Origin of the sequence: Micromonospora sp. NPDC023966 (genome assembly GCF_040639095.1) — a bacterium.
Lineage (GTDB): Bacteria > Actinomycetota > Actinomycetes > Mycobacteriales > Micromonosporaceae > Micromonospora.
The window spans coordinates 23,851-47,199 of sequence record NZ_JBEZZJ010000027.1 but is presented as its reverse complement, the minus strand read 5'-3'; the positions used below and the strand labels follow the sequence as shown (position 1 = coordinate 47,199).

Genomic DNA, 23,349 nt, shown 5'->3' with positions numbered 1-23,349 from the left:
CGGCGGTACGGACTAGAGTCGCTGCCGTGACAGCTACGACGCCGCGCCTGCTCCTCGTCGACGGACACTCCCTGGCATACCGGGCATTCTTCGCCCTGCCGGTGGAGAACTTCTCCACCACCACGGGGCAGCCGACCAACGCCGTCTACGGCTTCACCTCGATGCTGATCAACGTGCTCCGCGACGAGCAGCCCAGCCACATCGTGGTCGCCTTCGACGTCTCCCGCCGCTCCTTCCGCACCGAGAAGTACGCGGAGTACAAGGCCGGCCGCAGCGAGACCCCGACCGACTTCAAGGGCCAGGTCAGCCTCGTCAAGGAGGTCCTCGCGGCGCTGCGCATCCCGGTGGTCGAGAAGGAGGGCTACGAGGCCGACGATGTCATCGCCACCCTCGCCTGCCAGGCCCGCGACCAGGGCATGGACGTGCTGATCACCACCGGCGACCGGGACGCCTTCCAGCTCGTCGGCGACCGGGTCACCGTGCTCTACCCGCGCAAGGGCGTCTCCGACCTGGCCCGGATGGATCCGGCCGCGGTCGAGGCGAAGTACGGCGTCACCCCGGACCGCTACCGCGACCTGGCCGCTCTGGTCGGCGAGACCAGCGACAACCTGCCCGGCGTCCCCGGCGTCGGCCCGAAGACCGCCGCCAAGTGGATCAACCTGTACGACGGGGTCGAGGGCGTGGTGGCCCGGGCCGACGAGATCAAGGGCAAGGCCGGCGACAGCCTGCGCGAGCGGCTCGCCGACGTGATCCGCAACTACGAGATCAACTGCCTGGTCACCGACCTGGAGCTGCCGGTGCGCCCCGAGGACGCCCGCTGGCAGGGCTGGGACCGGGAGGCCGTGCACCAGGTCTTCGACACCCTCCAGTTCCGCATCCTGCGCGACCGGCTCTACCAGTACCTGGAGGCCGTCGAGCCGGAGGCCGAGGCCGGCTTCGACATGGCCGGGCAGGTGCTCACCGAGCCCGGCGCGCTCGCCGGCTGGCTGGCCACGCACGCCCCGGCCGGCACCCCGGTCGGCCTGGCGGCCAAGCTCGACACCGGCCCCAACCGGCGGCACACCGCCGCGGTGACCGGCATGGCGCTGGCCACCGCCGACGGCGCGGCCGCCTGGTTCGACCCGGCCCGGCTGGTGGAGGCCGACGAGGCCGCGCTCGCCGGCTGGCTCGCCGACGAGGCCCGGCCCAAGGTGCTGCACGACAGCAAGCCGGCGGTGCTCGCCTTCGCCGCGCACGGCTGGGACCTGCAGTGCATCTCCCGCGACACCCAGATCGCCGCCTACCTGGCCCGCCCCGACCAGCGCTCCTACGACCTCACCGACCTGGCCCTGCGCTACCTGCACCGGGAGCTGCGGGTCGACGCGCCGGAGAGCGGCCAGCTCACCCTCGACGGGCTCGGCGACGACGACGCAGCCGAGCAGAACCTGATGCTCCAGGCCCGCGCCACCCTCGACCTGGCCGACGCGATCGACGCCGAGCTGTCCCGCGACGGCGAGCAGTCCGCCCGGCTGATGGCCGGCGTCGAGCTGCCGCTGATGCGGGTGCTGGCCACCATGGAGCGCACCGGCATCGCGGCCGACACCCACTACCTCTCGGAGCTGGAGGCGCACTTCGCCGCCGAGGTGAAGGCCGCCGCCCAGGGCGCCTACGCGGCGGTCGGGCGGGAGTTCAACCTGGGCTCGCCCAAGCAGCTCCAGGAGATCCTCTTCGGTGAGCTGGGCCTGCCCAAGACCAAGAAGATCAAGACCGGCTACACCACCGACGCCGACGCCCTGCAGTGGCTCTACGCGCAGAACCCGCACCCGGTGCTGGCGCACCTGCTGCGCCACCGCGACGTCGCGAAGCTCAAGATGACCGTCGACGGGCTGCTCAAGTCGGTCTCCGACGACGGCCGGATCCACACCACGTTCAACCAGACGGTGGCGGCCACCGGCCGGCTCTCCTCGACCGAGCCCAACCTGCAGAACATCCCGATCCGCACCGAGGAGGGGCGGCGGATCCGGCGCGCCTTCGTGGTCGGCGAGGGCTACGAGTGCCTGCTCACCGCCGACTACAGCCAGATCGAGATGCGGATCATGGCGCACCTCTCCTCCGACGACGCGCTGATCGAGGCGTTCAACTCCGGGCGCGACTTTCACGCCGCCACCGCCTCGTCGGTCTTCACCGTCGAGGTCGACCAGGTCACCGCCGACCAGCGCCGCAAGATCAAGGCGATGAACTACGGCCTGGCCTACGGGCTGAGCGCGTTCGGCCTGTCCCAGCAGCTCGGCATCACCGCCGAGGAGGCCCGCGGGCTGATGGAGAACTACTTCGGCGGCTTCGGCGGGGTGCGCGACTACCTCCAGGAGGTGGTGGCCCGGGCCCGGCAGGACGGCTACACCTCCACCATCCTGGGCCGCCGCCGCTACCTGCCCGACCTCGTCAGCGACAACCGGCAGCGCCGGGAGATGGCCGAGCGGATGGCGCTCAACGCCCCGATCCAGGGCTCCGCGGCCGACATCATCAAGGTCGCCATGCTGCGCGTCGACACCGCGCTGCGCGACGCCGGGCTGCGCTCCCGCATGCTGCTCCAGGTGCACGACGAGCTGGTCTTCGAGGTCGCCCCGGGCGAGCGCGAGATTCTGGAGGCGCTGGTGCGCAAGGAGATGGGGGAGGCGTACCCGCTGTCCGTGCCGCTGGAGGTCTCCGTGGGCGAGGGCCGCGACTGGAACAGCGCCGACCACTGACCGCCGGTCCGTCGGCGATACCGAGCGTCGCAGACCTCGGCATTCGGCAACCGCCCCTGTGCTGTGACCGCTCAGCCCAGAAGTGACTCTCCGGCGGTCGGGCCGCCGCCCTCCTGGACGAGCGCGGTCAGCTCGGCAACCTCCGTGTCGTTCAGGCGGATGCTCGCGGCGGCGAGGTTCTCCCGTAGGTGGGCGAGGCTCGTCGTGCCCGGGATGGGCAGCATCGCCGGGGAGCGGTGCAGCAGCCAGGCCAGCGCGATCTGCTGGGGCGTCGCCTCGTACCTGGCGGCCAGCGGCGCGATGGCCGCGGCGACCTGGTCGGCGTTGTCCCCGCCGTCACGTAGGCTGACCGGATGCCAGGGTGAAAACACCGCCCCGGCCTTCTCCGCGGCGACGAGGAGCGGGGCACCGGCCCGGTTACCGACGTTGTACTGGGCGGTCACCGCGGCGATGTCCGCGACCGATCGCGCCGCCTCGAACTGGTCCGGGGTCACGTTGGACAGCCCGATGTGCCGGATGTATCCCTCGTCCTGCAGCTTCTTCAGCTCGCCGACCTGGTCCTCGAACGGGGCGTCGGTGGCGTAGCCGCTGTGCAGGTAGTACAGGTCGAACCGATCCAGGCCAAGGCGCTGCAGGCTCAGCATCGCCGACTGCCGGAGGTACTTGGGGTTGCCCACCCAGCCGAGGGTCGACAGGTCGTACCCGCCACGGACGAAGCCGCCCTTGCTCGCGACCGCCAGGCACGGCCGGTAGGGGTACAGCGCCTCGCGGATGAGCAACTCGTTGCTGTGCGGTCCGTAGACGTCGGCGGTGTCGATGAAGGTCACGCCCTCGGCCACGACGGCGCGGAGCAGGGCCACGCCACCCTCGTGGTCGGGATAGGGGCCCCAGACCTGCCTGCCGGTGAGTTGCATCGCCCCGAAGCCGATACGGCCGACCAGCAGGTCACCGCCGATGGTGATGGTCGGCAGGCCAGAGGTGGCTTCACCGGCCATGGTCCACTCGATCCAAGTCGGGCCCCGACGGGGCGGACGGAACCTCCGCCAGACCAGAGGCCGCCTCCGGCGACGGTGACAGGCGAATCAGCGGCCTGGTCCCCGGCGCTCCTTCGGCGGGGCGCCGTGCCGCTGCAGGGCCTTGCGGGACGGGCCGCCCGGCGGCGGGAGCGGGCCCTTGACCGGGTCGTGGCCCCAGTTCATCAGCGAGTAGCGCCACCGGGTCCGGCGTACGTCGCCGCTCGGTCGCTGGGCCATGTGCCGCCGGACGTACCCGACGACCTTGCGCATGTGTTTGTAGTCGGCGTCGGTGAGCTGGTCGCGCTTGCGGCGCAGCAGGTCGATGATCCTCCGGCCGGACTCGTGGCCCACCGACTCGCCGCCCGCGGTGCCCTTCTTCCGCCAGCCCACGTGCTTGGACTCGTCGGTCTCCAGCCACTTCTGCAGCTCGGTGGGCTTCATGTTCACCGCGTCGGTGAACTCCCGGTAGGTCTGCTGCGGGTCATCACTCGGGCTCATGGCGCAGCACCTCCGGTCGGTGGGCGACGTCCCGGCCCGAGTCGTCGTTGCGGATCCGGTACTGCGGTTCCTCCGGCGAGGCGTTCACGGCGTGCCCGCGGACGTGCGTGCGCTCGGTGAGCTTCTCCTTGACGATCCCGTACGCCCGGCCGCTGTGGCTGGCCCAGGAGACGTGGTCGCCCCGGCGGAACTCCTCGTTCTCGGCCATGGCGTCCGGTTACCCGGGGCCGGCGGGTGGAAACGGCGGCTCAGCCGGCAGCCGGCTTCTCCGCGACGAAGATGGCGGTGCCGGGGAAGAGCCGGCCGCGCAGCGGGCTCCACTGCCCCCAGATCCCCTCGTGCCCCGCCGGCCACTCCGGCTCCACCAGGTCCAGCAGGCGGAATCCGGCGCCGACCAGCTCCCGGATCCGGTCGCCGAGGGTGCGGTGCTGCTCGACGTACGTGGCCACGCCGTGCTCGTCCTGCTCGACGTAGGGGGAGCGGTCGAAGTACGAGTGGACGGCGGTCAGCCCGCCCTCGCCCGGATCGTCCAGGAAGATCCAGCGCATCGGGTGGGTGACCGCGAAGACCCAGCGGCCGCCCGGGCGCAGCACCCGGGCCACCTCCCGCATCGCCGCCGCCGAGTCGTCGACGAACGGGATCGCGCCGAACGCCGTGCAGACCGTGTCGAAGGCCGCGTCGGCGAACGGCAGGGCGAGCGCGTCGGCCTGCACGAGCGGTACGCGTACCCCGGTCCGGCCGGCGGCCTCGGCGGCGTGCCGCAGCATGCCGGCGGAGAGGTCCAGGGCGACCGGCCCGGCGTGCCGAGTGGCGAGCCAGCGGGCGGCGGCGGCCGCGCCGCAGCCGAGTTCCAGGATCCGGTGGCCGGCCACCTCGCCGAGCAGCCGGGCGTCGGCCTCGCGCAGCCCCTCCGGGCACCAGACGAAGTCCACCTCGCCCAGGAACGCGCCGTGCTCGGCCTGGTAGGCGTCGGCGTCCGTGTCCCACCAGCCCCGGTTGGCCCGGCGGACCTCGGCCGCGCCCACCCGGCGCCGGGTCACCCTGTCGTCGTCCACCCGCTCACGCTAGGCCCCCGGGTGCCGCCCACGGCGGCCGGGCGGCCGTGTGGCGGGTGGGGCAGTTGTGACGGACGAGACAGCTGTGGCACCTTACCGCGCGAAATCTCCGCTTTCGCAGCTGACGCGCCCGAGGAGACCCGGGAGGGCTTGCACGCTGTGGTAATGCAGCGGGTAGGCTAGACGATGCGCTCGCGGATCGTGTGCCTCGGCAGGGAGCAGGTGCGCGGTCACCGGAGCCACTAATGATCTTCTCATGGCGATCGTTCGGTGTGCCCGGCGACGGATCCGCTGGCGCGGACAGGTCACTGCGACGCCACGCCTGCTGTGACAACCCATCCGACCGGAGCAACCGCCCACATGACGAGCAGCATCGAGGCCCCCTCGAGCGCCAACAAGGTCACGCACGACGATCTCGGTTCCGAGGAGGCTTTCCTCGCCGCGATCGACGAGACCATCAAGTACTTCAACGACGGCGACATTGTCGAAGGCACCGTCGTCAAGGTCGATCGGGACGAGGTCCTGCTCGACATCGGCTACAAGACCGAGGGCGTCATCCCCTCTCGGGAGTTGTCGATCAAGCACGACGTGGACCCCGCCGAGGTCGTCTCGGTCGGTGACCACATCGAGGCCCTTGTCCTCCAGAAGGAGGACAAGGAGGGGCGTCTGATCCTCTCCAAGAAGCGGGCGCAGTACGAGCGGGCCTGGGGCACGATCGAGAAGATCAAGGACGAGGACGGCGTCGTCCGCGGCTCGGTCATCGAGGTCGTCAAGGGTGGTCTCATCCTCGACATCGGCCTGCGCGGCTTCCTGCCCGCGTCGCTGGTCGAGATGCGGCGGGTGCGTGACCTGCAGCCGTACGTCGGTCGTGAGCTCGAGGCCAAGATCATCGAGCTGGACAAGAACCGCAACAACGTGGTCCTGTCCCGCCGGGCCTGGCTGGAGCAGACGCAGTCCGAGGTGCGCACCGAGTTCCTCAACAAGCTGCAGAAGGGCCAGGTCCGCAAGGGCGTCGTCTCTTCGATCGTCAACTTCGGCGCGTTCGTCGACCTGGGCGGCGTGGACGGCCTGGTGCACGTCTCCGAGCTCTCCTGGAAGCACATCGACCACCCGTCCGAGGTCGTCGAGGTGGGCCAGGAGGTCGAGGTCGAGGTCCTGGACGTCGACCTGGACCGCGAGCGGGTCTCGCTGTCGCTGAAGGCGACCCAGGAGGACCCGTGGCGGCAGTTCGCCCGCACCCACGCGATCCAGCAGATCGTGCCGGGTAAGGTCACCAAGCTCGTGCCGTTCGGCGCCTTCGTCCGGGTGGACGACGGCATCGAGGGCCTGGTCCACATCTCCGAGCTGGCCGAGCGCCACGTGGAGATCCCGGAGCAGGTCGTGCAGGTCGGCTCCGAGGTCATGGTCAAGGTCATCGACATCGACCTGGAGCGCCGCCGGATCTCGCTGTCGCTCAAGCAGGCCAACGAGGGCTTCGTCGAGGGCGAGGAGCACTTCGACCCGACCCTCTACGGCATGGCCGCGACCTACGACGAGCAGGGCAACTACATCTACCCGGAGGGCTTCGACCCGGAGACGGGCGAGTGGCTCGAGGGCTACGACAAGCAGCGCGAGGCGTGGGAGCAGCAGTACGCCGAGGCGCGCCAGCGCTGGGAGGCCCACACCAAGCAGGTGCAGACCTCCCGGGCCGCCGACGCCGAGGCCGCTGCCAACCCGGCTCCGGCCGTGACCGGCACCACGACCACGACGACGGCCCCGAGCCGTCAGGCCGAGGAGCCCGCCGGCACGCTGGCCACCGACGAGGCGCTCGCCGCGCTGCGGGAGAAGCTCGCCGGCGGCAAGTGACCCGGTGACGACTCCAGCTCGGCCTGGCTGACGCTGGAGCAGTCGTTGACGACGACAGGCCCTGTCTCCGCGCGATCCGGTACCACCGGGTCGCCGGGGGCGGGGCCTTCGCCGTGCCCGGGGAAGTTGGCACTACAAACGGTGATCGGGTTGACTGTCCCGGTGCTGAAGGTGGGGTTGACCGGCGGGATCGGGTCGGGCAAGAGCGTGGTGTCCGACCGACTGGCCGCGCTCGGCGCGGTGCTCATCGACGCGGACCGGATCGCCCGCGAGGTGGTCGCCCCGGGCAGCGAGGGTCTCGCCGAGATCGTCGCGACCTTCTCCGACCGGGTCCTCGACGCCGCCGGGGCGCTGGACCGGGCCGCCCTGGGCGCCCTGGTCTTCGGCGACGAGGCCGCCCGCCGCCGGTTGGAGGCGATCACCCACCCCCGGGTCCGGGCCCGCACCGCCGCGTTGGTTGCCGCGGCGCCCCGGGACGCCGTCGTGGTCAACGACGTGCCGCTGCTGGTGGAGGTGGGGCTCGCGCCCACGTACCACCTGGTGGTGGTGGTGCAGGCGGCGGTGGCCACCCGGCTGGAGCGGCTGGCCCGCGACCGCGGCATGGATCGCGCGGAGGCGGAGCGGCGGATCGCCGCGCAGGCCGACGACGCCCGCCGGCAGGCGGCGGCGGACGTGCTGCTGGGCAACGACGGCACGCTGGCCGACCTGCACGCCGCCGTGGACACCCTCTGGCACGAGCGCCTGCTGCCCTACGAGCGCAACGTCCGGGAACGCCGCGCGGTCCGGCCCGAGCAGGTGGTGCTCACCGAGCCCGACCCGACCTGGACCCAGCAGTACGCCCGGCTGGCCGCCCGGATCCGCCACGCGGCCGGCGCCGACCTGCGGATCGACCACATCGGCTCCACCGCCGTGCCCGGGCTGGCCGCCAAGGACGTCATCGACATCCAGCTCACCGTGCCGTCGCTGGCCGAGGCGGACGGGCCGCTCGCCGACCGGCTGGCCGAGGCCGGCTTCCCCCGGCTGCCCGGCGACTGGTGGGACAACCCGCGGCCGCCCGCCAGCCTCCGCTGGGAGAAGCGGCTGCACGGCAGCGCCGATCCCGGCCGCCCGGTGCACCTGCATCTGCGGGTGGCCGACTCGCCCGGCTGGCGGTACGCCCTGCTGACGCGCGACCACCTGCGCGCCGACCCCGGGCAGCGGGCCGCGTACCTGCAGTTGAAGCGCGAACTGGTGGCCTCCGCGCCGGACAGCGCCACCTACGGCACGCTGAAGGACCCCTGGTTCGACGAGGAGCACCTGCGGGCCGAGGAGTGGGCCGCGCAGACCGGCTGGCGGCCGTGAGCCCGCTCAGCGGCGTTTCGGCGGCCTGACCGGGCGCTCGGCGCCGGGCAGCGCCGGCACCCGGCCCGGCGCGAGTTCCAACTGGGCCCAGACGCCCCGCGCGGTCCGCAGCTCCAGCCGGCGCGGCAGCCCGCCCCGGTCGATCCACCAGCGCAGCCGGCCGCGTACCTCGATGACGTCCACCGTCCGGTCCGCCACCCGGTCGCCGCGGATCCGGACCGCCCCGGCGGCCGGCACGGCGGTGCGGCCGGGCTGCAGCGCCGCGTCGAGCAAGCGCTCCACGTCGTCGCCGGGCGCTCGTCCAGCCGCCCGGACCAGCCCGGCCGGTGCCGGCAGCGGCGGGGCCGCCGCGCCGCCCGCCGGCACCACGAGCCGGGCCACGCGTCCCGGCCGTGCCCGCAGCAGCGTGCGGCGTCCCGGGTTCCCTTCCTCGACCACCGACAGGTACGCGGTGGAGCCCGCCCAGCTCAGCCAGCCGGTGCCGCCCAGGTCGGCGGAGGGGGCGGTCAGGGTCAGCGTGGCGCCGCCGGCCGCCCGCAGCCGAGCCGGCAGCCGGGCCAACCGGTCGGCCTCGGCGTCGGAGAGCGCCCGGGGCAGCCCGGGACGCCCGCCGAGCGCGTCCACCGGGCGCAGTGTGGGGCGGTCGGTGCGGGCCAGCTCGACGGTGACCGGGGTACCGTCCGGCAGCCAGCCGGCCAGGCGGTGCAGCCGGGCGTCCCGGTCCACCCAGAGCCGGAGCGGCCGGTCGGGCGGCGGCCCCACGCCGCCTCCGGACGCGGTCGGCCGAGGTGACGCGAGGTGGGCCTCGAGGACGTCCACCGGGACGCCGTCGACGGTCTCCCGGCGCAGCCAGCGCGCCTCGGGGCCGGCGGGCTCGACCCGGTCGGCGGCGAGGCCCAGCAGCAGGTCCCGGACCGCCGGCAGGCCCCGCCCGGCCGGCAGCTCCCGCAGCCGCCACCGGTCGGCCGGTGGCACCAGCGGGGGCGGCGCCGGGGCGGGTGCGGCGGCGGGATCGGGCCGGACCAGCAGCGTCGACGCGGTCGCCTGGAGCAGTCCCCGCTCGGCGCCCGCGCCGGGGCCGGCGACGTCCAGGTAGACCAGCGGCCGGGCCCAGTCGACCCAGCCGACCAGCTCGGTACGCCCGCTGCCCTCGCCCACGGTGACCCGGACGCCGGCGCGGACGTCCCGCTGGTTGGTGACCCGCAGGGCGGCCAGCCGGTCGGCCTCGGCGACGGTGAGGGGGCGGGCCGGCTCGGCGGGGTCGGCCGGCTCGGGCGACCAGCTCAGCAGGCCGGCGACGAGGGCGGCCGCCGAGGCCGTGGCGGCCGCCGCGAGCGCGACCAGGGTGGCCCGGCGGCGGGTCGGCTCGGGTGGGTCGCTGCTCCCGTCCAGCTCGGGGTCGCCGGGCGGCTCGAACGGGGCGGCCGGCCGCCTGCCGACCGGATCGGCCCGCCGGCGGCGGCCGGGGGAGGGCGCGCTGACGCTGGTGCGGGCGTGGCGGTGGCCCCGGCCGGGTTCGCGGGGGGCGGGCCTCGCCTCGGGTTCGGGCGCGGTGGGGCGGCTCGGGCGGCTCGGGCGGATCGAGGTGTTGGTGCGGGGGTGGATCGACGGGAGGGAGGCGGGGCCGGCGGGACCGTCCGAGTCGTCCGCGGCGGGGCCGGCGGGACCGTCCGGGTCGTCCGCCGCGGGGTCGGCGGGCGCGGGCGGCTCGCCCGGAGGACGGTCGGCGTTGGCCGTGGGCTCGCCCCCGTGCGGGGCGGCGGACGGGAGGGGATCGGGCGGGGCGGGGTGGGTGTCGTCGGTGGGGAGCGGGTCGGTGCCGCGAGCCCGTCGCGGCCGGCGTCCGGGAGAGGTCTCCACGAGTGCCCAACGCGGCGGCCGGGTTTCGGTGACGAGCAGGGGCGCTCGCGGCGGCCGGTCAGCGCATCGAGCGCGACCACCTCGGGTGCGCACGCCGGTTTCTCGGGTGCTGCGACCCCCGGTGCCGGGGGCGGCCGGGCCCCGGAGGGGCGGCCACCTGCCCGGTCGGCCGCCGCGAGCGGCCTACGGTACGAGGGTAGTCCGGTGAGATGAGGCACACAATGGGAATATCGAAGCCGATCAGGGACGGTCCGTGCTCGGCCCGGAAGTGTCGGTCCTCCGGCGTACCGTTGACTTCATGGCGCTCGACATTCCCCGGCTCGACGGCCGCTTCCAGGTCGTCAGCGAGTTCCAGCCGGCCGGCGACCAGCCGGCAGCCATCGACGATCTTGAGCGTCGGGTGCGACGCGGCGACCGTAACACAGTGCTGCTCGGCGCGACCGGCACCGGCAAGAGCGCCACCACGGCGTGGCTGGTCGAGCGGCTGCAGCGGCCGACCCTGGTGCTCGCGCCCAACAAGACCCTCGCCGCCCAGCTCGCCAAGGAGTTCAGCGAGCTGCTGCCGCAGAACGCGGTCGAATACTTCGTCTCCTACTACGACTACTACCAGCCCGAGGCCTACATCCCGCAGACCGACACCTACATCGAGAAGGACTCCTCGATCAACGAGGAGGTCGAGCGGCTGCGGCACTCGGCGACCATGTCGCTGCTCACCCGGCGCGACGTGATCGTGGTGGCCACGGTGTCGGCGATCTACGGGCTGGGCACCCCGGAGGAATACCTGGACCGCGCGGTCCGGGTCGCCGTCGGGCAGGAGCTCGACCGTGACCAGCTGCTGCGCCGGCTGGTCGACATCCAGTACACCCGCAACGACATGGCCTTCCAGCGCGGCACCTTCCGGGTCCGCGGCGACACGCTGGAGATCATCCCGGCCTACGAGGAGCTGGCCGTCCGGATCGAGCTGTTCGGCGACGAGATCGAGAAGCTCTACTACCTCAACCCGCTCACCGGCGACGTGGTCCGTGAGGTCGACAGCCTGATGATCTTCCCGGCCACGCACTACGCGGCCGGCCCGGAGCGGATGGAGCGGGCGATCCGCGACATCGAGGCCGAGCTGGGCGAGCGGCTGGCCGAGCTGGAGCGGCAGGGCAAGCTGCTGGAGGCGCAGCGGCTGCGGATGCGCACGACCTACGACATCGAGATGATGCGCCAGGTCGGGTTCTGCTCCGGCATCGAGAACTACTCGATGCACATTGACGGCCGCCTGCCCGGCAGCCCGCCGCACTGCCTGCTCGACTACTTCCCCGACGACTTCCTGACGGTGGTCGACGAGTCGCACGTGACCATCCCGCAGATCGGCGGCATGTACGAGGGCGACGCCTCCCGCAAGCGGATGCTGATCGACCACGGCTTCCGGCTGCCCAGCGCGGCCGACAACCGGCCGCTGCGCTTCGACGAGTTCCTGGAGCGGGTCGGCCAGATGGTCTTCCTTTCCGCCACCCCCGGCCCGTGGGAGCTGGAGAAGGCCCAGGGCGAGTTCGTCGAGCAGGTGATCCGCCCCACCGGCCTGATCGACCCCGAGGTCATCGTGAAGCCCACCAAGGGCCAGATCGACGACCTGATGCACGAGATCAAGCTGCGGACCGAGCGGGACGAGCGGGTCCTGGTCACCACCCTGACCAAGAAGATGGCCGAGGACCTCTCCGACTACCTGCTGGAGAACGGCATCCGGGTGCGCTACCTGCACTCCGAGGTCGACACGCTGCGCCGGGTGGAGCTGCTGCGCGAGCTGCGCAAGGGCGACTACGACGTGCTGGTCGGCATCAACCTGCTGCGCGAGGGCCTCGACCTGCCCGAGGTCTCCCTGGTGGCGATCCTCGACGCCGACAAGGAGGGCTTCCTGCGCAGCGGCCGGTCGCTGATCCAGACCATCGGCCGGGCGGCCCGTAACGTCTCCGGCCAGGTCCACATGTACGCCGACAAGATCACACCGTCGATGGCGGCCGCGATCGACGAGACCAACCGGCGCCGGGCCAAGCAGATCGCGCACAACGAGGCCAACGGGATCAGCCCGGAGCCGCTGCGCAAGAAGATCCACGACATCCTCGACGACATCTACCGCGAGGCGGAGGACACCGAGAACAGCCGGGTCGGCGGGGCCGTCCGGCAGCTGTCGCGGGGCAAGGCGCCGGTCAAGGAGACCCGCAGCCGGGGCCGCGGCGGCGCGGCGACCCCGTCCCGGGAGGGGATGGCCCGGGCCGACCTGGCCAACCTCATCCAGGAGCTCAACGACCAGATGCTCGCCGCCGCGCGGGAGCTGCAGTTCGAGCTGGCCGCCCGGATCCGCGACGAGGTCGCCGACCTCAAGAAGGAACTCCGCGGGATGGACGCCGCCGGGGTGAAGTGACGGACCGGGGTCGGGGGAGGCCGCCGTGCTGACCGAGGCCGTGCTCGGGCTCCCCGACCCCCGGCTCCGGCCCTACGTGGACCGCTACCTCGGCTACCGCGAGCACCTGGCCGGCCCGCTGGTGCGCCGGGAGGCCGCCGGCGCCTTCGTGGTGCTGATCCTCGGCTGGGGCGCCCCGCTCGACGTCACCGATCCGCGCGCGGCCGACCGGGGCGCGCATGACACGAGCGCGTTCCTGGCCGGGCCGTTCGACGGCTGGTGCGCGACCCGTACCGCCGGCGAGGGCGTCGGGGTACAGGTGCTGTTGACCGCCCCGGCCGCCCGCCGGCTGCTCGGGCTGCCGCTGGGCGAGCTGGCCAACCGGGCGGTCCCGGTCGACCGGCTCGACCGCTGGCTGGTCCGGCTCCGCGACGAGTTGGCCGGTCTGCCCGACTGGGCGGGCCGGTTCGCCCGGCTCGACGCCGCCCTCGCGGCCCGGCTGGCGGTGACCGGGCCGGTCGATCCGCGCCTGCTGCGAGCCTGGCGGCGGCTCGCCGGCAGCGGCGCCGGGGTGGGCGTCGCCGCGGTGGCCGAGGAGGTCGGCTGGAGCCGGCGCCACCTGGCGGTCCGGTTCCGCCAGGAGTTCGGCCTGCCGCCGAAGACCGTCGCCCGGCTGCTCCGCTTCCAGCGGGCGTACGCGATGGTGGGCCGCACGCTGGTCACCGCGCCGGTCGGGGCCGCGGACCCGGCGGCCGGTCCGGACTCGCGTGGGTGGGCGGAGCTGGCGGTGCGCTGCGGCTACTACGACCAGTCGCACCTGATCCGCGAGTTCCGCGAGTTCGCCGGGGCGACTCCCGCGGCGCTGGCCCGGCCCGGGTCACATTCGTCCAATCCGGGCTGACCCGTCCCCCGGCAGACTCGGAACCATGCGAAGCATCTATCCGGTCCTCCGGTATCCCGACGCCCGCGCCGCCGTCGACTTCCTCCGGTCCGCGTTCGGCCTCACCGTCCACGAGGTGCACGAGGGGCCCGACGGCACGGTGCGGCACGCCGAACTCGGCTACGGCGACGACCTCGTCATGCTCGGCCCGGGGCCGGCCCCGGCGACCCGGCCGGCCGACGACGACTACCGCGTCTACGTGGCCGTCGACGACGTCGACGCGCACCACGAGCGGGCCCGGGCGGCCGGCGCGGAGATCGTGCGGCCGCCCTTCGACACCGACTACGGCTCCCGCGACTTCGTCGCCCGCGATCTGGCCGGCCTGGTCTGGTCCTTCGGCACCTACCGTCCCTGACGCCCGGCGATAGCTCTCCGCGAGCAAGGTATTGCCGTGCGTGACGGTCATGCGTACTCTCCCTCGATGGGGAGGCGCGCATGCCGTTGTCAGCAAGTCCTGTCGTCCGGCGGGTGCGGCTCGGCGCGGAGCTGCGCCGGCTGCGCCGCCGGGAGTCGCTCACCCTGGAGCAGGTCTGCGGCCGGCTCGGCTGGGCGTCCACATCGAAGCTGTCCCGCATCGAGCTGGGGCAGAGCCGGCCGGACCTGGCCGACGTGCTCGACCTGCTCGACGTCTACGCCGTGCCACCCCACCAGCGGGACGAGCTGATCGTCATCGCCCGGGACGCCGCCACCGGCCGCGGTTGGTCCAAGGCGCTGGGCGAGATGGGGGAGCGGCAGCGGGCGTACGCGGAGCTGGAGGCGGGCGCCGTGCGCATCGTGGACTACCAGCCGGCGCTCGTGCCGGGGCTGCTCCAGACCCCGGAGTACGCCCGGCTGCGGGTGTCCGCCGGCGCGCTGCTCGCCGACGACGTGGACGTGGAGGCCGACGTGCGCGCCCGCGCGGTGCGTCAGGAGGTGCTGTGCCGGCCCGAGCCGCCGCACTACACCGCCCTGATCGACGAACGGGCCTGCGACCCGGGCGGTCTTCCCGCCGAGGTCTGGCGGGACCAGCTCCGGCACCTGGCCGCGCTCGCCGAACGCCCGCACGTCACCATCCGGCTGTTGCCCCGCGACGCCTCTCCCTACGGCGACCTGCACCCCCTCGCGCCGTTCTCCTACTACGCGTACCCGGACCCGGCCGACCCGCGCACCGTGCTGGTGGAGACGCTGACCACCGATCTGCGGCTGGTCGCCGAGGCGGACGTCGCCCGCTACGAGCGGCTGGTCGACTGGCTGCTGGCGGCGGCGCTGCCGGAGGAGGAGACGGTGGAGCTGCTGGCCCGCCGGCTCGGCCCCGCGGCGGTGCCGCGGCCCCGGGAACCGCAGGACGCCGACTGAGCGCTCAGTGGCCGCGGCGTTGGCGCGCGGCCACCGGACACGCCGCCCCCGATGTGCGTCGGGACGGCTGTGCTGCCCGGCGCGGCGTTGGGCGCGCGGCCACCGGGCCCGGCGCCCCCGATGCCCGTCGGGACCGGTGGCCGGCGCGTCGACCGAAAACTATGTCAGGGGTACGACAGCTCAGGCCGGCACGTCGACGAAATGCTCGACCAGCGGCGGGCCGGCGAAGTACGGCCCGATCAGCCCGCGCCACTGCCCGAACCGCTCGCTCTGCCGGAAGTTGACGTCGTGCGCCTCGACCGTGTCCCACTCGACCAGCAGCACGAACCGGGACGGCGACTCGATGCCGCGGGTCATCCGCACCGAGCGGCAGCCCTCGGTGCCGGCGAGGATCGAGCGCGCCTGCGCGTAGGCGGCGGCGAAGTCGTCTTCGTTTCCGGGCGTCACATCGATCAGCGCGACCTCAAGAACCATGCCCGAAAGCCTCGCACGCCGCCCCGTGCCCGGTACGCCCCGGGGGCTGTTCCGCGCGCCACACCCGCTCTAGGGTGGGCGCTCGGGAAACGGGGGAGGAACAGATGCTCGACTGGCTCACCGCCACGGCGTTCACCGTCCTGGGGGCCGGCACCACCTGGGCCGAGCTGCTCGGCTTCGCCACCGGCGTGGTCAACGTCTGGCTGGTGGCCCGGCAGCACATCGCCAACTGGCCGATCGGCATCGCCAACGTGCTGCTGCTGATGCTGCTGTTCTGGACCGCCGGCCTGTACGCCGACGCCGGCCTCCAGGTCGTCTACGTCGTCCTGGGCCTCTACGGCTGGTGGCACTGGCTCTTCGGCGGCGAGCGGCGCAGCCGGCTGACCGTGGCCCGGACCGGCCGGCGGGAGTGGTGGGCGCTGGGCGCGGCCGGAGTGCTGCTCACCGTCGGGCTCTGGGCGCTGCTGGACCGGGCCACCGACTCCACGGTGCCGCTGGCCGACGCGGTCACCACCGCGCTGTCGCTGCTCGCCACCTACGGTCAGACCCGCAAGCTGGTGGAGAGCTGGTGGCTGTGGATCGCCGCCGACCTGATCTACATCCCGCTCTACGCGTACAAGGGACTCTGGCTGACCGGCGGCCTCTACCTGGTCTTCCTGGCACTCTGCGTGGTCGGGCTGCGGGAGTGGCGGGCGGACCTGAGCCGGCGCGCGGCGGCGACCCCGGTGCCGCCCGGCCCGGCCCCGATCGCCGCGTGAGCGGCAGGAACGGTCCGGCCGGCCTCGCGGCCGCGAACCGGGGAGGACCGGCGACCGGCGGCGCGGGGCGTCGGTTCCGACACGGCCTGGTGGTCGGCAAGTTCTATCCGCCGCACGCCGGGCACCACGCGCTGATCGAGGCGGCCGCGGCCCGCTGCGCGGCGGTCACCGTGGTGGTCGCCCCGTCCCGGCGCGAGTCGATCCCGCTCGACCTGCGGGTCGCCTGGCTGCGTGAGGCGCACGCCGCCACGCCCTGGGTGCGGTTCGTCGGGCGGTACGACGACCACCCCGTCGACTACGCCGACCCGGCGGTCTGGGACCTGCACTGCGCGGTGTTCGCCGACGCGCTCGGCGGGGAGCCGGTCGACGTGGTCTTCTCCTCCGAGGCGTACGGCGAGGAGTTGGCCCGGCGTTTCGACGCGGTCGCGGTCTGCGTGGACCTGGACCGGCGCGCCGTCCCGGTCTCCGGCACCGCCGTGCGCGCGGACCCGGCGGCGCACTGGCGTCGGCTGAGCCCGCCGGTGCGGGCCTGGCTGGTCCGCCGGGTCGTGGTGGTCGGGGCCGAGTCGACCGGCACCACGACGATGGCCGAGGCGCTCGCCACCCACTACGGCACCCGCTGGGTCCCGGAGTACGGCCGCGAGCTGACCGAGCGCAAGCTCGCCGAGCTGCGGCAGGTCCGGCCGGAGGCGACGATCTTCGACGTCACCTGGGACGGGGACGACTTCGTCGAGGTGGTGCGCGAGCAGCAGGCCGCCGAGGACGCGGCGGCCCGCGTCAGCGGCCCGCTGTTGTTCTGTGACACCGACGCGCGGGCGACCGCGATCTGGGAGGAGCGCTACCTCGGGTCGTCGTCGGCGGCGGTCCGGGCGGCCGCCCGCCGGCCGGCGCTGTACCTGCTGACCGACCACGAGCGCGTGCCCTTCGCCGACGACGGCCTGCGCGACGGAGAGCACCTGCGGGCCTGGATGACCGAGCGGTTCCGGGCGGAGCTGGCCGGCTGCGGGGTGCCGGTGGTCGAGCTGCGCGGAGCCCACGAGGAGCGGCTGGCGGTCGCCGTCGCCGCCTGCGACGCCCTGCTCGCCGCGGCCTGGTCCTTCACCGATCCGCTGTCACCGAGACCCTAGCCTCCTAGGACGCCTTAAGCCATGCGGGGCCCGCCACGACGTCGGAACGTGACGACCGTGGCAAACGAGGGCCCCGAAGATGCGCCGACCCCGGCCGATGGTGAACAATGGCGGCCGAGGAGGGGAGTATTCCCTCGTGACGGAGTCGTCAGCACGGAAGAGCGCCGGCCCCCCGGTGGCACGACCCGGCTCCGTCGGTCACCGACCCTTTCCCGGGGCCGGTGGCGGAAGAGACCTCCGACAGTCACCAGAGTCAGCGTCGACGCACCCCGGCCCGTCACCCGACGTACGGTGTGCCCGACGCTGTGTGTCTGCCGGAGGATGGATTTGAACGTGTCCGGAATGGTGTGGGCAGGGACGCTGATCGCGCTGACCGCGGTCCTGCTGGTCGACCTGTTCATCATCGGTCGCCGCCCGCACGAGCCCAGCGTCCGCGAGTCGAGCCTGTGGGTCGGCTTCTACGTGGCGCTGGCCCTGCTCTTCGGGGCGGGGCTGTGGCTCACCTCAGGCCCCAGCGTGGCCGGCCAGTTCTACACCGGCTGGCTCACCGAGTACAGCCTCTCGGTGGACAACCTCTTCGTCTTCGTGATCATCATGGCCCGCTTCGGGGTGCCCCGGCGGTACCAGCAGAAGGTGCTGCTCGTCGGCATTCTGCTGGCGCTGGTCATGCGGGGCGGCTTCATCGCCGCCGGCGCCGCGCTGATCTCCCAGTTCTCCTGGGTGTTCTACATCTTCGGCGCGTTCCTGATCTACACGGCGATCAACCTGGCCCGCCAGGGGGAGCCGGACGAGGACGAGTTCAGCGAGAACGTGCTGATCCGGTGGAGCCGCAAGGCGCTGCCGCTGTCCCGTGACTACGACGAGGCGCGGATGACCACCCACGAGAACGGTCGTCGGCTGTTCACCCCGATGCTGATCGTGATGATCGCGATCGGCACCACCGACCTGATCTTCGCCCTCGACTCGATCCCGGCGATCTTCGGCATCACCCAGGAGCCGTACCTGGTCTTCACCGCGAACGTGTTCGCGCTGATGGGGCTGCGGCAGCTCTACTTCCTGCTCGGCGGCCTACTGGACCGGCTGATCTACCTCAGCTACGGCCTGGCCGTGGTGCTCGGCTTCATCGGGGTCAAGCTGGTCCTGGAGGCCCTCGCCGATAACAACCTGCCGTTCGTCAACGGTGGCGCGCACGTGGGCTGGGCCCCGCACATCCCGATCTGGCTGTCGCTCACCGTCATCCTGGGCACCCTCGCCGCGGCCACCGCGGCCAGCCTGGTGAAGTCGTCCCGTGACCGGCGCCGCGAGCTGGCCGAGGCCCGCGGCTGATCGCACCTACGCGAAAGGGGCGCTCCCACGGTCGGGAGCGCCCCTTTCGGCGTAGGGGGGTCAGATGCGATGAACGGCCACCAGGGTCGCCTCCCGATCCGCGGGGAGGCGCTCCTCCACCACCAGGCGCTTGACGTAGCAGGCGTGCAGCATCCGCCGGATCTCGCCCTGCGGTTCGGTGCTGACGATGCCGACGTGGTGGATCCGCCGGCCCGGCCGGGCGAAGAAGTAGAGGTCGCCGGGGCGTTCCTGGCCCAGGGCGAGGGGCGTGGTCGCCTCGGCCTGGTCGTCGGCGTCCCGGGGCAGGGTGACGCCGTACCGCCGCCAGGCCAGGTGCACCAGGCCCGAGCAGTCGATGCCGTTGGTGGACAGCCCGCCCCAGACGTAGACCAGGTCGCGCAGCCGCTCGGCGACGGCGAGCACCTCCTTGGCCTCCGGTCGTTCGCCGGGCAGCGGGACCAGGTCACCCTCGGGGGCCCAGAGCGGATCGGCCCGGCCGGGCACGAGCACCGGTCGCCAGCCGTCCACCGGCCGCCCGGCCGGGGCGAGGCGGGTGCCGAGGACCACGCCGGTCAGGGCCGGGCGGCCGTCGGGGGCGGCGCGCAGCGCGGTGTGCCCGACGTCCACCACCAGCGGGGTGGCCGGTGGGCCGGGCTCCGCCGGGGCGGCCAGCTGAGCGGCGGGCAGCCAGCCGGGATAGCCGCGTACGTCGAGCTTGGCGGCGGGCTGCCCCAGCGCGACGACGTGCGCCCAGCCGTCCGCGCGCAGCTCGGTGACCAGCACCCGCTCACCGAGCAGCAGCTGGGTCAGGACGCAGTCGCCCACCTGTTGGTCGCGGTCCATGCCCGCGACCCAGGCGGCGACGTCCGGCGGGTCGGCCAGCGCGGGGCGGTCGACCGGTCGGACCGCCTCGGGGGCGGTCCAGAGGGTCGCCACCGGGACCCGGACGACGGCCTCGCGGCCCGGCTCAAGTTCCACGCCCACCCCCACCTCACACTCTCTCGGACGACCCTATGAAAAATTCCAACGGCTCTCAACCGCGAGGCTGAACCTTTACTTCACTCACGTTCTCGATCCCGAGGCCGGGGGCGTCCGGCAGCACGACGGTCGCGCCGTCGTACCGGAGCCCGCCGGCGACCGGCGACCAGGCCAGCCACCAGGCGGCATCGAGGTCCGACACGGCCGTGGTGCCGCAGGCGGCGACCAGGCTCGCCGCCGCACCCAGGCCGACCTGGCTCTCCATCATCGAGCCGACGATGGTGCCCATGCCGTGCGCGGCGGCCAGGTCGAGCAGCGACCGGGCGGTGTGCAGGCCGCCGCACTTGGCCAGCTTGACGTTGACCATGTCGGCCGCCCGGCGGCGGATCACCTCGACCAGGTCGCGCAGGTCGAAGACCGACTCGTCGGCGAGGATCGGCAGCTCCACCCGGTCGCTGACCCAGGCCAGCCCGTCCAGGTCCCGCCGGTGCACCGGCTGCTCGACCAGCTCGACGTCGAGCCCGGCGTCCTCGATGCCGCGGATCACCCGGACCGCCTCGCGCGGCGTCCAGCCCTGGTTGGCGTCGAGGCGGATCCGCACGTCGGGGCCGACCGCGGCGCGGACCGCGCGGACCCGGTCCAGGTCACCCCGCGCGTCGGTGCCGACCTTGAGCTTCAGCACGGTGAACCCCTCGGCCCGGCGCCGGGTGGCGGCCGCGGCGAGGTCGACCGCGTCGCCGGCGGCCAGGGTGACGTCGGTCGGGACGCGCAGCGTGGTGCCGCCGAGCAACCGCACCAGGGGTACGCCGAGCCGCCGCGCGGCCAGGTCGTGCAGGGCGACGTCGACGGCCGCCCGGGCCGACTCGTTGCCCACCACCGCGCGGCGCACCTCGGCGCAGCGGGCCTGGAGGTCGTCGGCGTCCCGCCCGGTCAGCAGCGGCCCGAGCAGTTGCTGGACGCACGCCTCGGCGCCGGCGATCGACGCCCCGGTCACCTGCCAGACCTGCGGGGCCTCGCCGAAGCCCGACCGCCCGTCGGCGTCCACCACCTCGACGACCAGGGTGTCCACGGTGGTGGTGCGGCGCAGCGCGGTGACGAAGGGGGTGTGTAAGGGGGCCGAGAGCCGGTGGGTGCGTACCGCGGCGATCGTCATGTGGGGCACCCTATACGGAGCTGGCAGCGATCAGGGGAGGGCCGATGACCGGGCGGGACTGGGAGTTGGTGGGCGCGCCGAACGCCCGTGACCTGGGCGGGCTGCCCACCTCGGACGGGCGGCGGGTACGCGCCGGTCGGCTGATCCGCACCGCGGCGCTCGGCCGGCTCACCGACGAGGACCTGCCCGTGCTGGGCAAGCTGGCCCCGGCCTGCGTGGTGGACCTGCGGCACGCCACCGAGCAGGCGGTCGCCCCGCCGGACCGCCTGGCCGGCGAGCCGCGGCTGGTGCACCTGCCGGTCTACGACCCGGCCCACCCGGTGTTCACCTACGTCTCGGCGGTGCTGCTCGGCCACGACCTGAACGCGTACGAGGAGTTGGCGCGGGGCGGCATGCCGGGGGCGATGGCGGCGATCTACCGCTGGTTCGTCACGGGCGACTCGGCGCGGGAGGGGTTCGGGACGGCGGTGCGGCTGGCCGCCGACGCGGCGAACCTGCCGCTGCTGTTCCACTGCTCGGCCGGCAAGGACCGCACCGGCTGGCTGTCGGTGGTGCTGCTCACCGCGCTGGGCGTGGACGAGCCGGCGATCCGTGCCGACTACCTGCGGCACAACGAGCTGACCGAGAGCCTGCGCGAGGTGCTGCTGGCCGCGATGACCCGCCAGCGGCCGGACCTGGATCCGACGATGGCCCGGCCGCTGCTCGAGGTGCGGCCGGAGTACCTGGACGCCGCCTACGACGAGGTGCGGCGGGTGCACGGCTCCTTCGACGCGTACCTGCGCGACGGCCTGGGGCTGACCGACGAGACGCTGGCGGCGCTGCGCGCGAACCTGCTGGACTGAGCGGTCACCCGGCCAGGTCGTGCCGGGCCGCCCAGACCCGCGCGGAGACGTGCGCGATGAGGCGGCAGGCGTCGTCCTCGACCTCTTCGCCGCTGGGGCCGCCGTCGGCCAGGTCGGTGGTGGTGCAGACCACGACGGCGTACGGCGGGGCGTCGGAGGGGAACACCACCCCGGCGCCGTGCCGGACGCCGCGTACCCAGCCGTTCTTGTGGGCGATCCGGGTGCCCTCGGGCAGCCCGGCGGCGAGGTCCTCGCGGTGCTCCTGGGCGAACAGCACGTCCAGCATGGCCGCGCAGCCGGCCGGCGAGGCGAGCGGGCCGGGCCGGCGAGCGCCGAGCGCCAGCTCGCCGAGCACGGCGGCCAGGTCGGCGGCGGTGACCAGGTTGTCGATCCCGGCGTCCCGGGCCGCGAAGTCCTCGATGCCCCGACCGGTGACGCTGTGCCGGGCCCCGGCCAGCTTCCACGCCTCGGCGACCGCGGGCAGCCCGACCTGACCGAGGCAGATGTTGGTGGCCAGGTTGCTGGAGCGGACGATCATCCGTTCGGCGAGCCAGCGCAGCGGCGCCTCGCCGCCCACCCGCGCCCAGACCTCGTCGTCGTTGTCGTAGTGCTGGGCGTTGCTGAACCGGGGCGCGCCGGGCAGGGCGGAGTCGAACGCGTTGCGCACCGGAATCGGGCCGTCCAGGTCGAGCCGGCCGGCCTCGGCGGCGCGGTGCAGCGCCACCAGCACGGCGACCTTCATGGTGCTCGCCGCGTAGTGGGTGGCGTCGGCCTGCCGGGTCCAGGTGGGCGGGGCGCCCAGCCGCCCCACGTACGCGGAGATGGTGCCGGGCACCTTGTCCAGGTGCGCGTCGAGATCCTCCCAGGTCATGCCGGAGACCGTAGCGGATCATCGCGGCCGGCGGGGGCTGCGGTCCGGCCCGCGCCGGGTCTAGCGTGCGGAGATGACGACCGCCGCGTACGACGCCATCGCCGACTGGTACGACGACTACGTCACGACCACCGCCAACGACTACAGCGACCGGGTCCGGTCGGTGCTGGCCGAGCTGCTCGGTCCGGGCACTGGGCGCTGCCTCGACCTGTGCTGCGGCACCGGGGCGCACGCCGCCGAGCTGCGCCGGTTGGGTTGGCAGCCGATCGGGGTGGACCTGTCCGCCGGGCAGTTGCGCCACGCCGGGGCGCGGCTCCCGGTGGTCCGGGCCGACGCCACCGCGCTGCCCCTGCCGGACGGCGCCCTGCCGGCCGTGGCCTGCGTGCTCGCCCACACCGACATGCCGGACTACCCGGCGGCGATCGCCGAGGCGGCCCGGGTGCTGGCGCCCGGCGGGCGGCTGGTCCACGTCGGCGTGCACCCCTGCTTCGTCGGGGCGTTCGCCGACCGCCATCAGCCGGGCCGGGCCGTGATCGACGAGGGATACGCCGAGCGGGATCGCAGCTTCCGGTCCTGGAACTCCGTCGGCGTCCGCGCCCGGGTGGGCGCGTGGCACCTGCCCCTGGCCGACCTTCTGGACGCGGTCCCGGCCGCCGGCCTGGTGCTGACCGCCGTCCGCGAGTCCGCCCCCGGCCCCCTCCCCGACGTCCTGGCCTTCCAGGCCACCAAACCCGCCTGACCCTTGACCGTCGCCGCCCGCCCGGGCCGCCCCCTTCCCGCGGTCGATCATGAGGTTGACGGCGATGTCGATCTCCGAA

Annotated in this window: 21 protein-coding genes; 12 read left to right on the top strand and 9 right to left on the bottom strand. The window is 73.7% G+C overall.

The genetic code is table 11. The features are described 5' to 3' along the window. Positions 1-26: 26 nt before the first annotated feature. Positions 27-2,726 (top strand): DNA polymerase I, encoded by a 2,700-nt coding sequence (polA, locus tag AB0F68_RS26470; protein WP_357343004.1) that lies wholly within the window; start codon positions 27-29, stop codon positions 2,724-2,726. Positions 2,727-2,797: 71 nt separating this feature from the next. Here the strand turns inward: polA and AB0F68_RS26465 are convergent, their stop codons facing one another. The 4 genes from AB0F68_RS26465 to AB0F68_RS26450 form a co-directional block, all read right to left on the bottom strand. Next, positions 2,798-3,721: an aldo/keto reductase gene (locus AB0F68_RS26465; RefSeq protein ID WP_357343002.1), complete on the bottom strand. Its 924-nt coding sequence runs from the start codon at positions 3,719-3,721 to the stop codon at positions 2,798-2,800. An 87-nt stretch (positions 3,722-3,808) separates the two neighbouring features. Next, on the bottom strand, positions 3,809-4,240 hold the full coding sequence (locus tag AB0F68_RS26460) for a DUF3140 domain-containing protein (RefSeq protein WP_357343000.1): 432 nt from the start codon (positions 4,238-4,240) through the stop codon (positions 3,809-3,811). After that, positions 4,227-4,448, bottom strand: coding sequence for a DUF2945 domain-containing protein (locus tag AB0F68_RS26455; protein WP_357342998.1), 222 nt, complete (start codon positions 4,446-4,448; stop codon positions 4,227-4,229). Before AB0F68_RS26455 ends, AB0F68_RS26460 begins: the two co-directional genes overlap by 14 nt. 40 nt (positions 4,449-4,488) lie before the next feature. Next, positions 4,489-5,295, bottom strand: coding sequence for a class I SAM-dependent methyltransferase (locus AB0F68_RS26450; RefSeq protein WP_357342996.1), 807 nt, complete (start codon positions 5,293-5,295; stop codon positions 4,489-4,491). 360 nt (positions 5,296-5,655) lie between these two features. Between AB0F68_RS26450 and rpsA the strand changes: the two genes are divergently transcribed. Both rpsA and coaE read left to right on the top strand, forming a co-directional pair. Next, on the top strand, positions 5,656-7,140 hold the full coding sequence (gene rpsA, locus AB0F68_RS26445; protein ID WP_357342994.1) for a 30S ribosomal protein S1: 1,485 nt from the start codon (positions 5,656-5,658) through the stop codon (positions 7,138-7,140). A gap of 162 nt (positions 7,141-7,302) precedes the next feature. Continuing rightward, on the top strand, positions 7,303-8,481 hold the full coding sequence (gene coaE, locus AB0F68_RS26440; protein WP_357343061.1) for a dephospho-CoA kinase: 1,179 nt from the start codon (positions 7,303-7,305) through the stop codon (positions 8,479-8,481). A gap of 6 nt (positions 8,482-8,487) precedes the next feature. Here the strand turns inward: coaE and AB0F68_RS26435 are convergent, their stop codons facing one another. After that, complete coding sequence (locus AB0F68_RS26435; RefSeq protein WP_357342992.1) at positions 8,488-10,341, bottom strand: hypothetical protein; 1,854 nt, start codon at positions 10,339-10,341, stop codon at positions 8,488-8,490. 298 nt (positions 10,342-10,639) lie between these two features. Between AB0F68_RS26435 and uvrB the strand changes: the two genes are divergently transcribed. From uvrB to AB0F68_RS26415, 4 genes are all read left to right on the top strand, one after another. Next, the gene (gene uvrB, locus AB0F68_RS26430; protein ID WP_357342990.1) at positions 10,640-12,748 is read left to right on the top strand and encodes an excinuclease ABC subunit UvrB; all 2,109 of its coding nucleotides are present in this window, start codon (positions 10,640-10,642) and stop codon (positions 12,746-12,748) included. Between the two features lie 25 nt (positions 12,749-12,773). Next, a complete protein-coding gene (locus AB0F68_RS26425) occupies positions 12,774-13,628 on the top strand; it encodes a helix-turn-helix domain-containing protein (RefSeq protein WP_357342988.1) in 855 nt (284 codons plus the stop codon). A 25-nt stretch (positions 13,629-13,653) separates the two neighbouring features. Then, positions 13,654-14,022, top strand: a complete 369-nt coding sequence (locus tag AB0F68_RS26420; protein WP_357342986.1) for a VOC family protein — start codon at positions 13,654-13,656, stop codon at positions 14,020-14,022. An 80-nt stretch (positions 14,023-14,102) separates the two neighbouring features. Beyond that, positions 14,103-15,002 carry a DUF5753 domain-containing protein gene (locus AB0F68_RS26415; RefSeq protein WP_357342985.1) on the top strand — a complete coding sequence of 300 codons (900 nt, stop codon included), beginning with the start codon at positions 14,103-14,105 and terminating at the stop codon, positions 15,000-15,002. A gap of 180 nt (positions 15,003-15,182) precedes the next feature. Here AB0F68_RS26415 and AB0F68_RS26410 read toward each other — a convergent pair whose 3' ends face one another. Continuing rightward, the gene (locus tag AB0F68_RS26410) at positions 15,183-15,476 is read right to left on the bottom strand and encodes an antibiotic biosynthesis monooxygenase (protein WP_357342983.1); all 294 of its coding nucleotides are present in this window, start codon (positions 15,474-15,476) and stop codon (positions 15,183-15,185) included. Between the two features lie 104 nt (positions 15,477-15,580). Here AB0F68_RS26410 and pnuC point away from each other — a divergent pair, with 104 nt between their 5' ends. The 3 genes from pnuC to AB0F68_RS26395 all read left to right on the top strand — a co-directional run bounded on the left by pnuC (position 15,581) and on the right by AB0F68_RS26395 (position 18,687). Further along, on the top strand, positions 15,581-16,234 hold the full coding sequence (gene pnuC / locus AB0F68_RS26405) for a nicotinamide riboside transporter PnuC (protein WP_357342981.1): 654 nt from the start codon (positions 15,581-15,583) through the stop codon (positions 16,232-16,234). Beyond that, complete coding sequence (locus AB0F68_RS26400; protein ID WP_357342979.1) at positions 16,231-17,361, top strand: AAA family ATPase; 1,131 nt, start codon at positions 16,231-16,233, stop codon at positions 17,359-17,361. Before pnuC ends, AB0F68_RS26400 begins: the two co-directional genes overlap by 4 nt. A 327-nt stretch (positions 17,362-17,688) precedes the next feature. Next, on the top strand, positions 17,689-18,687 hold the full coding sequence (locus tag AB0F68_RS26395; protein ID WP_357342977.1) for a TerC family protein: 999 nt from the start codon (positions 17,689-17,691) through the stop codon (positions 18,685-18,687). Positions 18,688-18,747: 60 nt separating this feature from the next. On the opposite strand, the gene AB0F68_RS26390 is transcribed toward AB0F68_RS26395, so the two are convergent. Together AB0F68_RS26390 and AB0F68_RS26385 are read right to left on the bottom strand one after the other, a co-directional pair. Continuing rightward, positions 18,748-19,665, bottom strand: coding sequence for a C40 family peptidase (locus AB0F68_RS26390; RefSeq protein ID WP_357342975.1), 918 nt, complete (start codon positions 19,663-19,665; stop codon positions 18,748-18,750). A 55-nt stretch (positions 19,666-19,720) separates the two neighbouring features. Further along, positions 19,721-20,818 (bottom strand): dipeptide epimerase, encoded by a 1,098-nt coding sequence (locus AB0F68_RS26385; RefSeq protein WP_357342973.1) that lies wholly within the window; start codon positions 20,816-20,818, stop codon positions 19,721-19,723. Positions 20,819-20,862: 44 nt separating this feature from the next. On the opposite strand from AB0F68_RS26385, the gene AB0F68_RS26380 reads away from it, so the two are divergent. Beyond that, positions 20,863-21,660: a tyrosine-protein phosphatase gene (locus AB0F68_RS26380; protein WP_357342971.1), complete on the top strand. Its 798-nt coding sequence runs from the start codon at positions 20,863-20,865 to the stop codon at positions 21,658-21,660. Between the two features lie 4 nt (positions 21,661-21,664). Here the strand turns inward: AB0F68_RS26380 and AB0F68_RS26375 are convergent, their stop codons facing one another. Beyond that, complete coding sequence (locus AB0F68_RS26375; RefSeq protein WP_357342969.1) at positions 21,665-22,531, bottom strand: serine hydrolase; 867 nt, start codon at positions 22,529-22,531, stop codon at positions 21,665-21,667. Between the two features lie 73 nt (positions 22,532-22,604). Between AB0F68_RS26375 and AB0F68_RS26370 the strand changes: the two genes are divergently transcribed. After that, positions 22,605-23,270, top strand: coding sequence for a class I SAM-dependent methyltransferase (locus AB0F68_RS26370; protein ID WP_357342967.1), 666 nt, complete (start codon positions 22,605-22,607; stop codon positions 23,268-23,270). Positions 23,271-23,349: the final 79 nt, after the last annotated feature.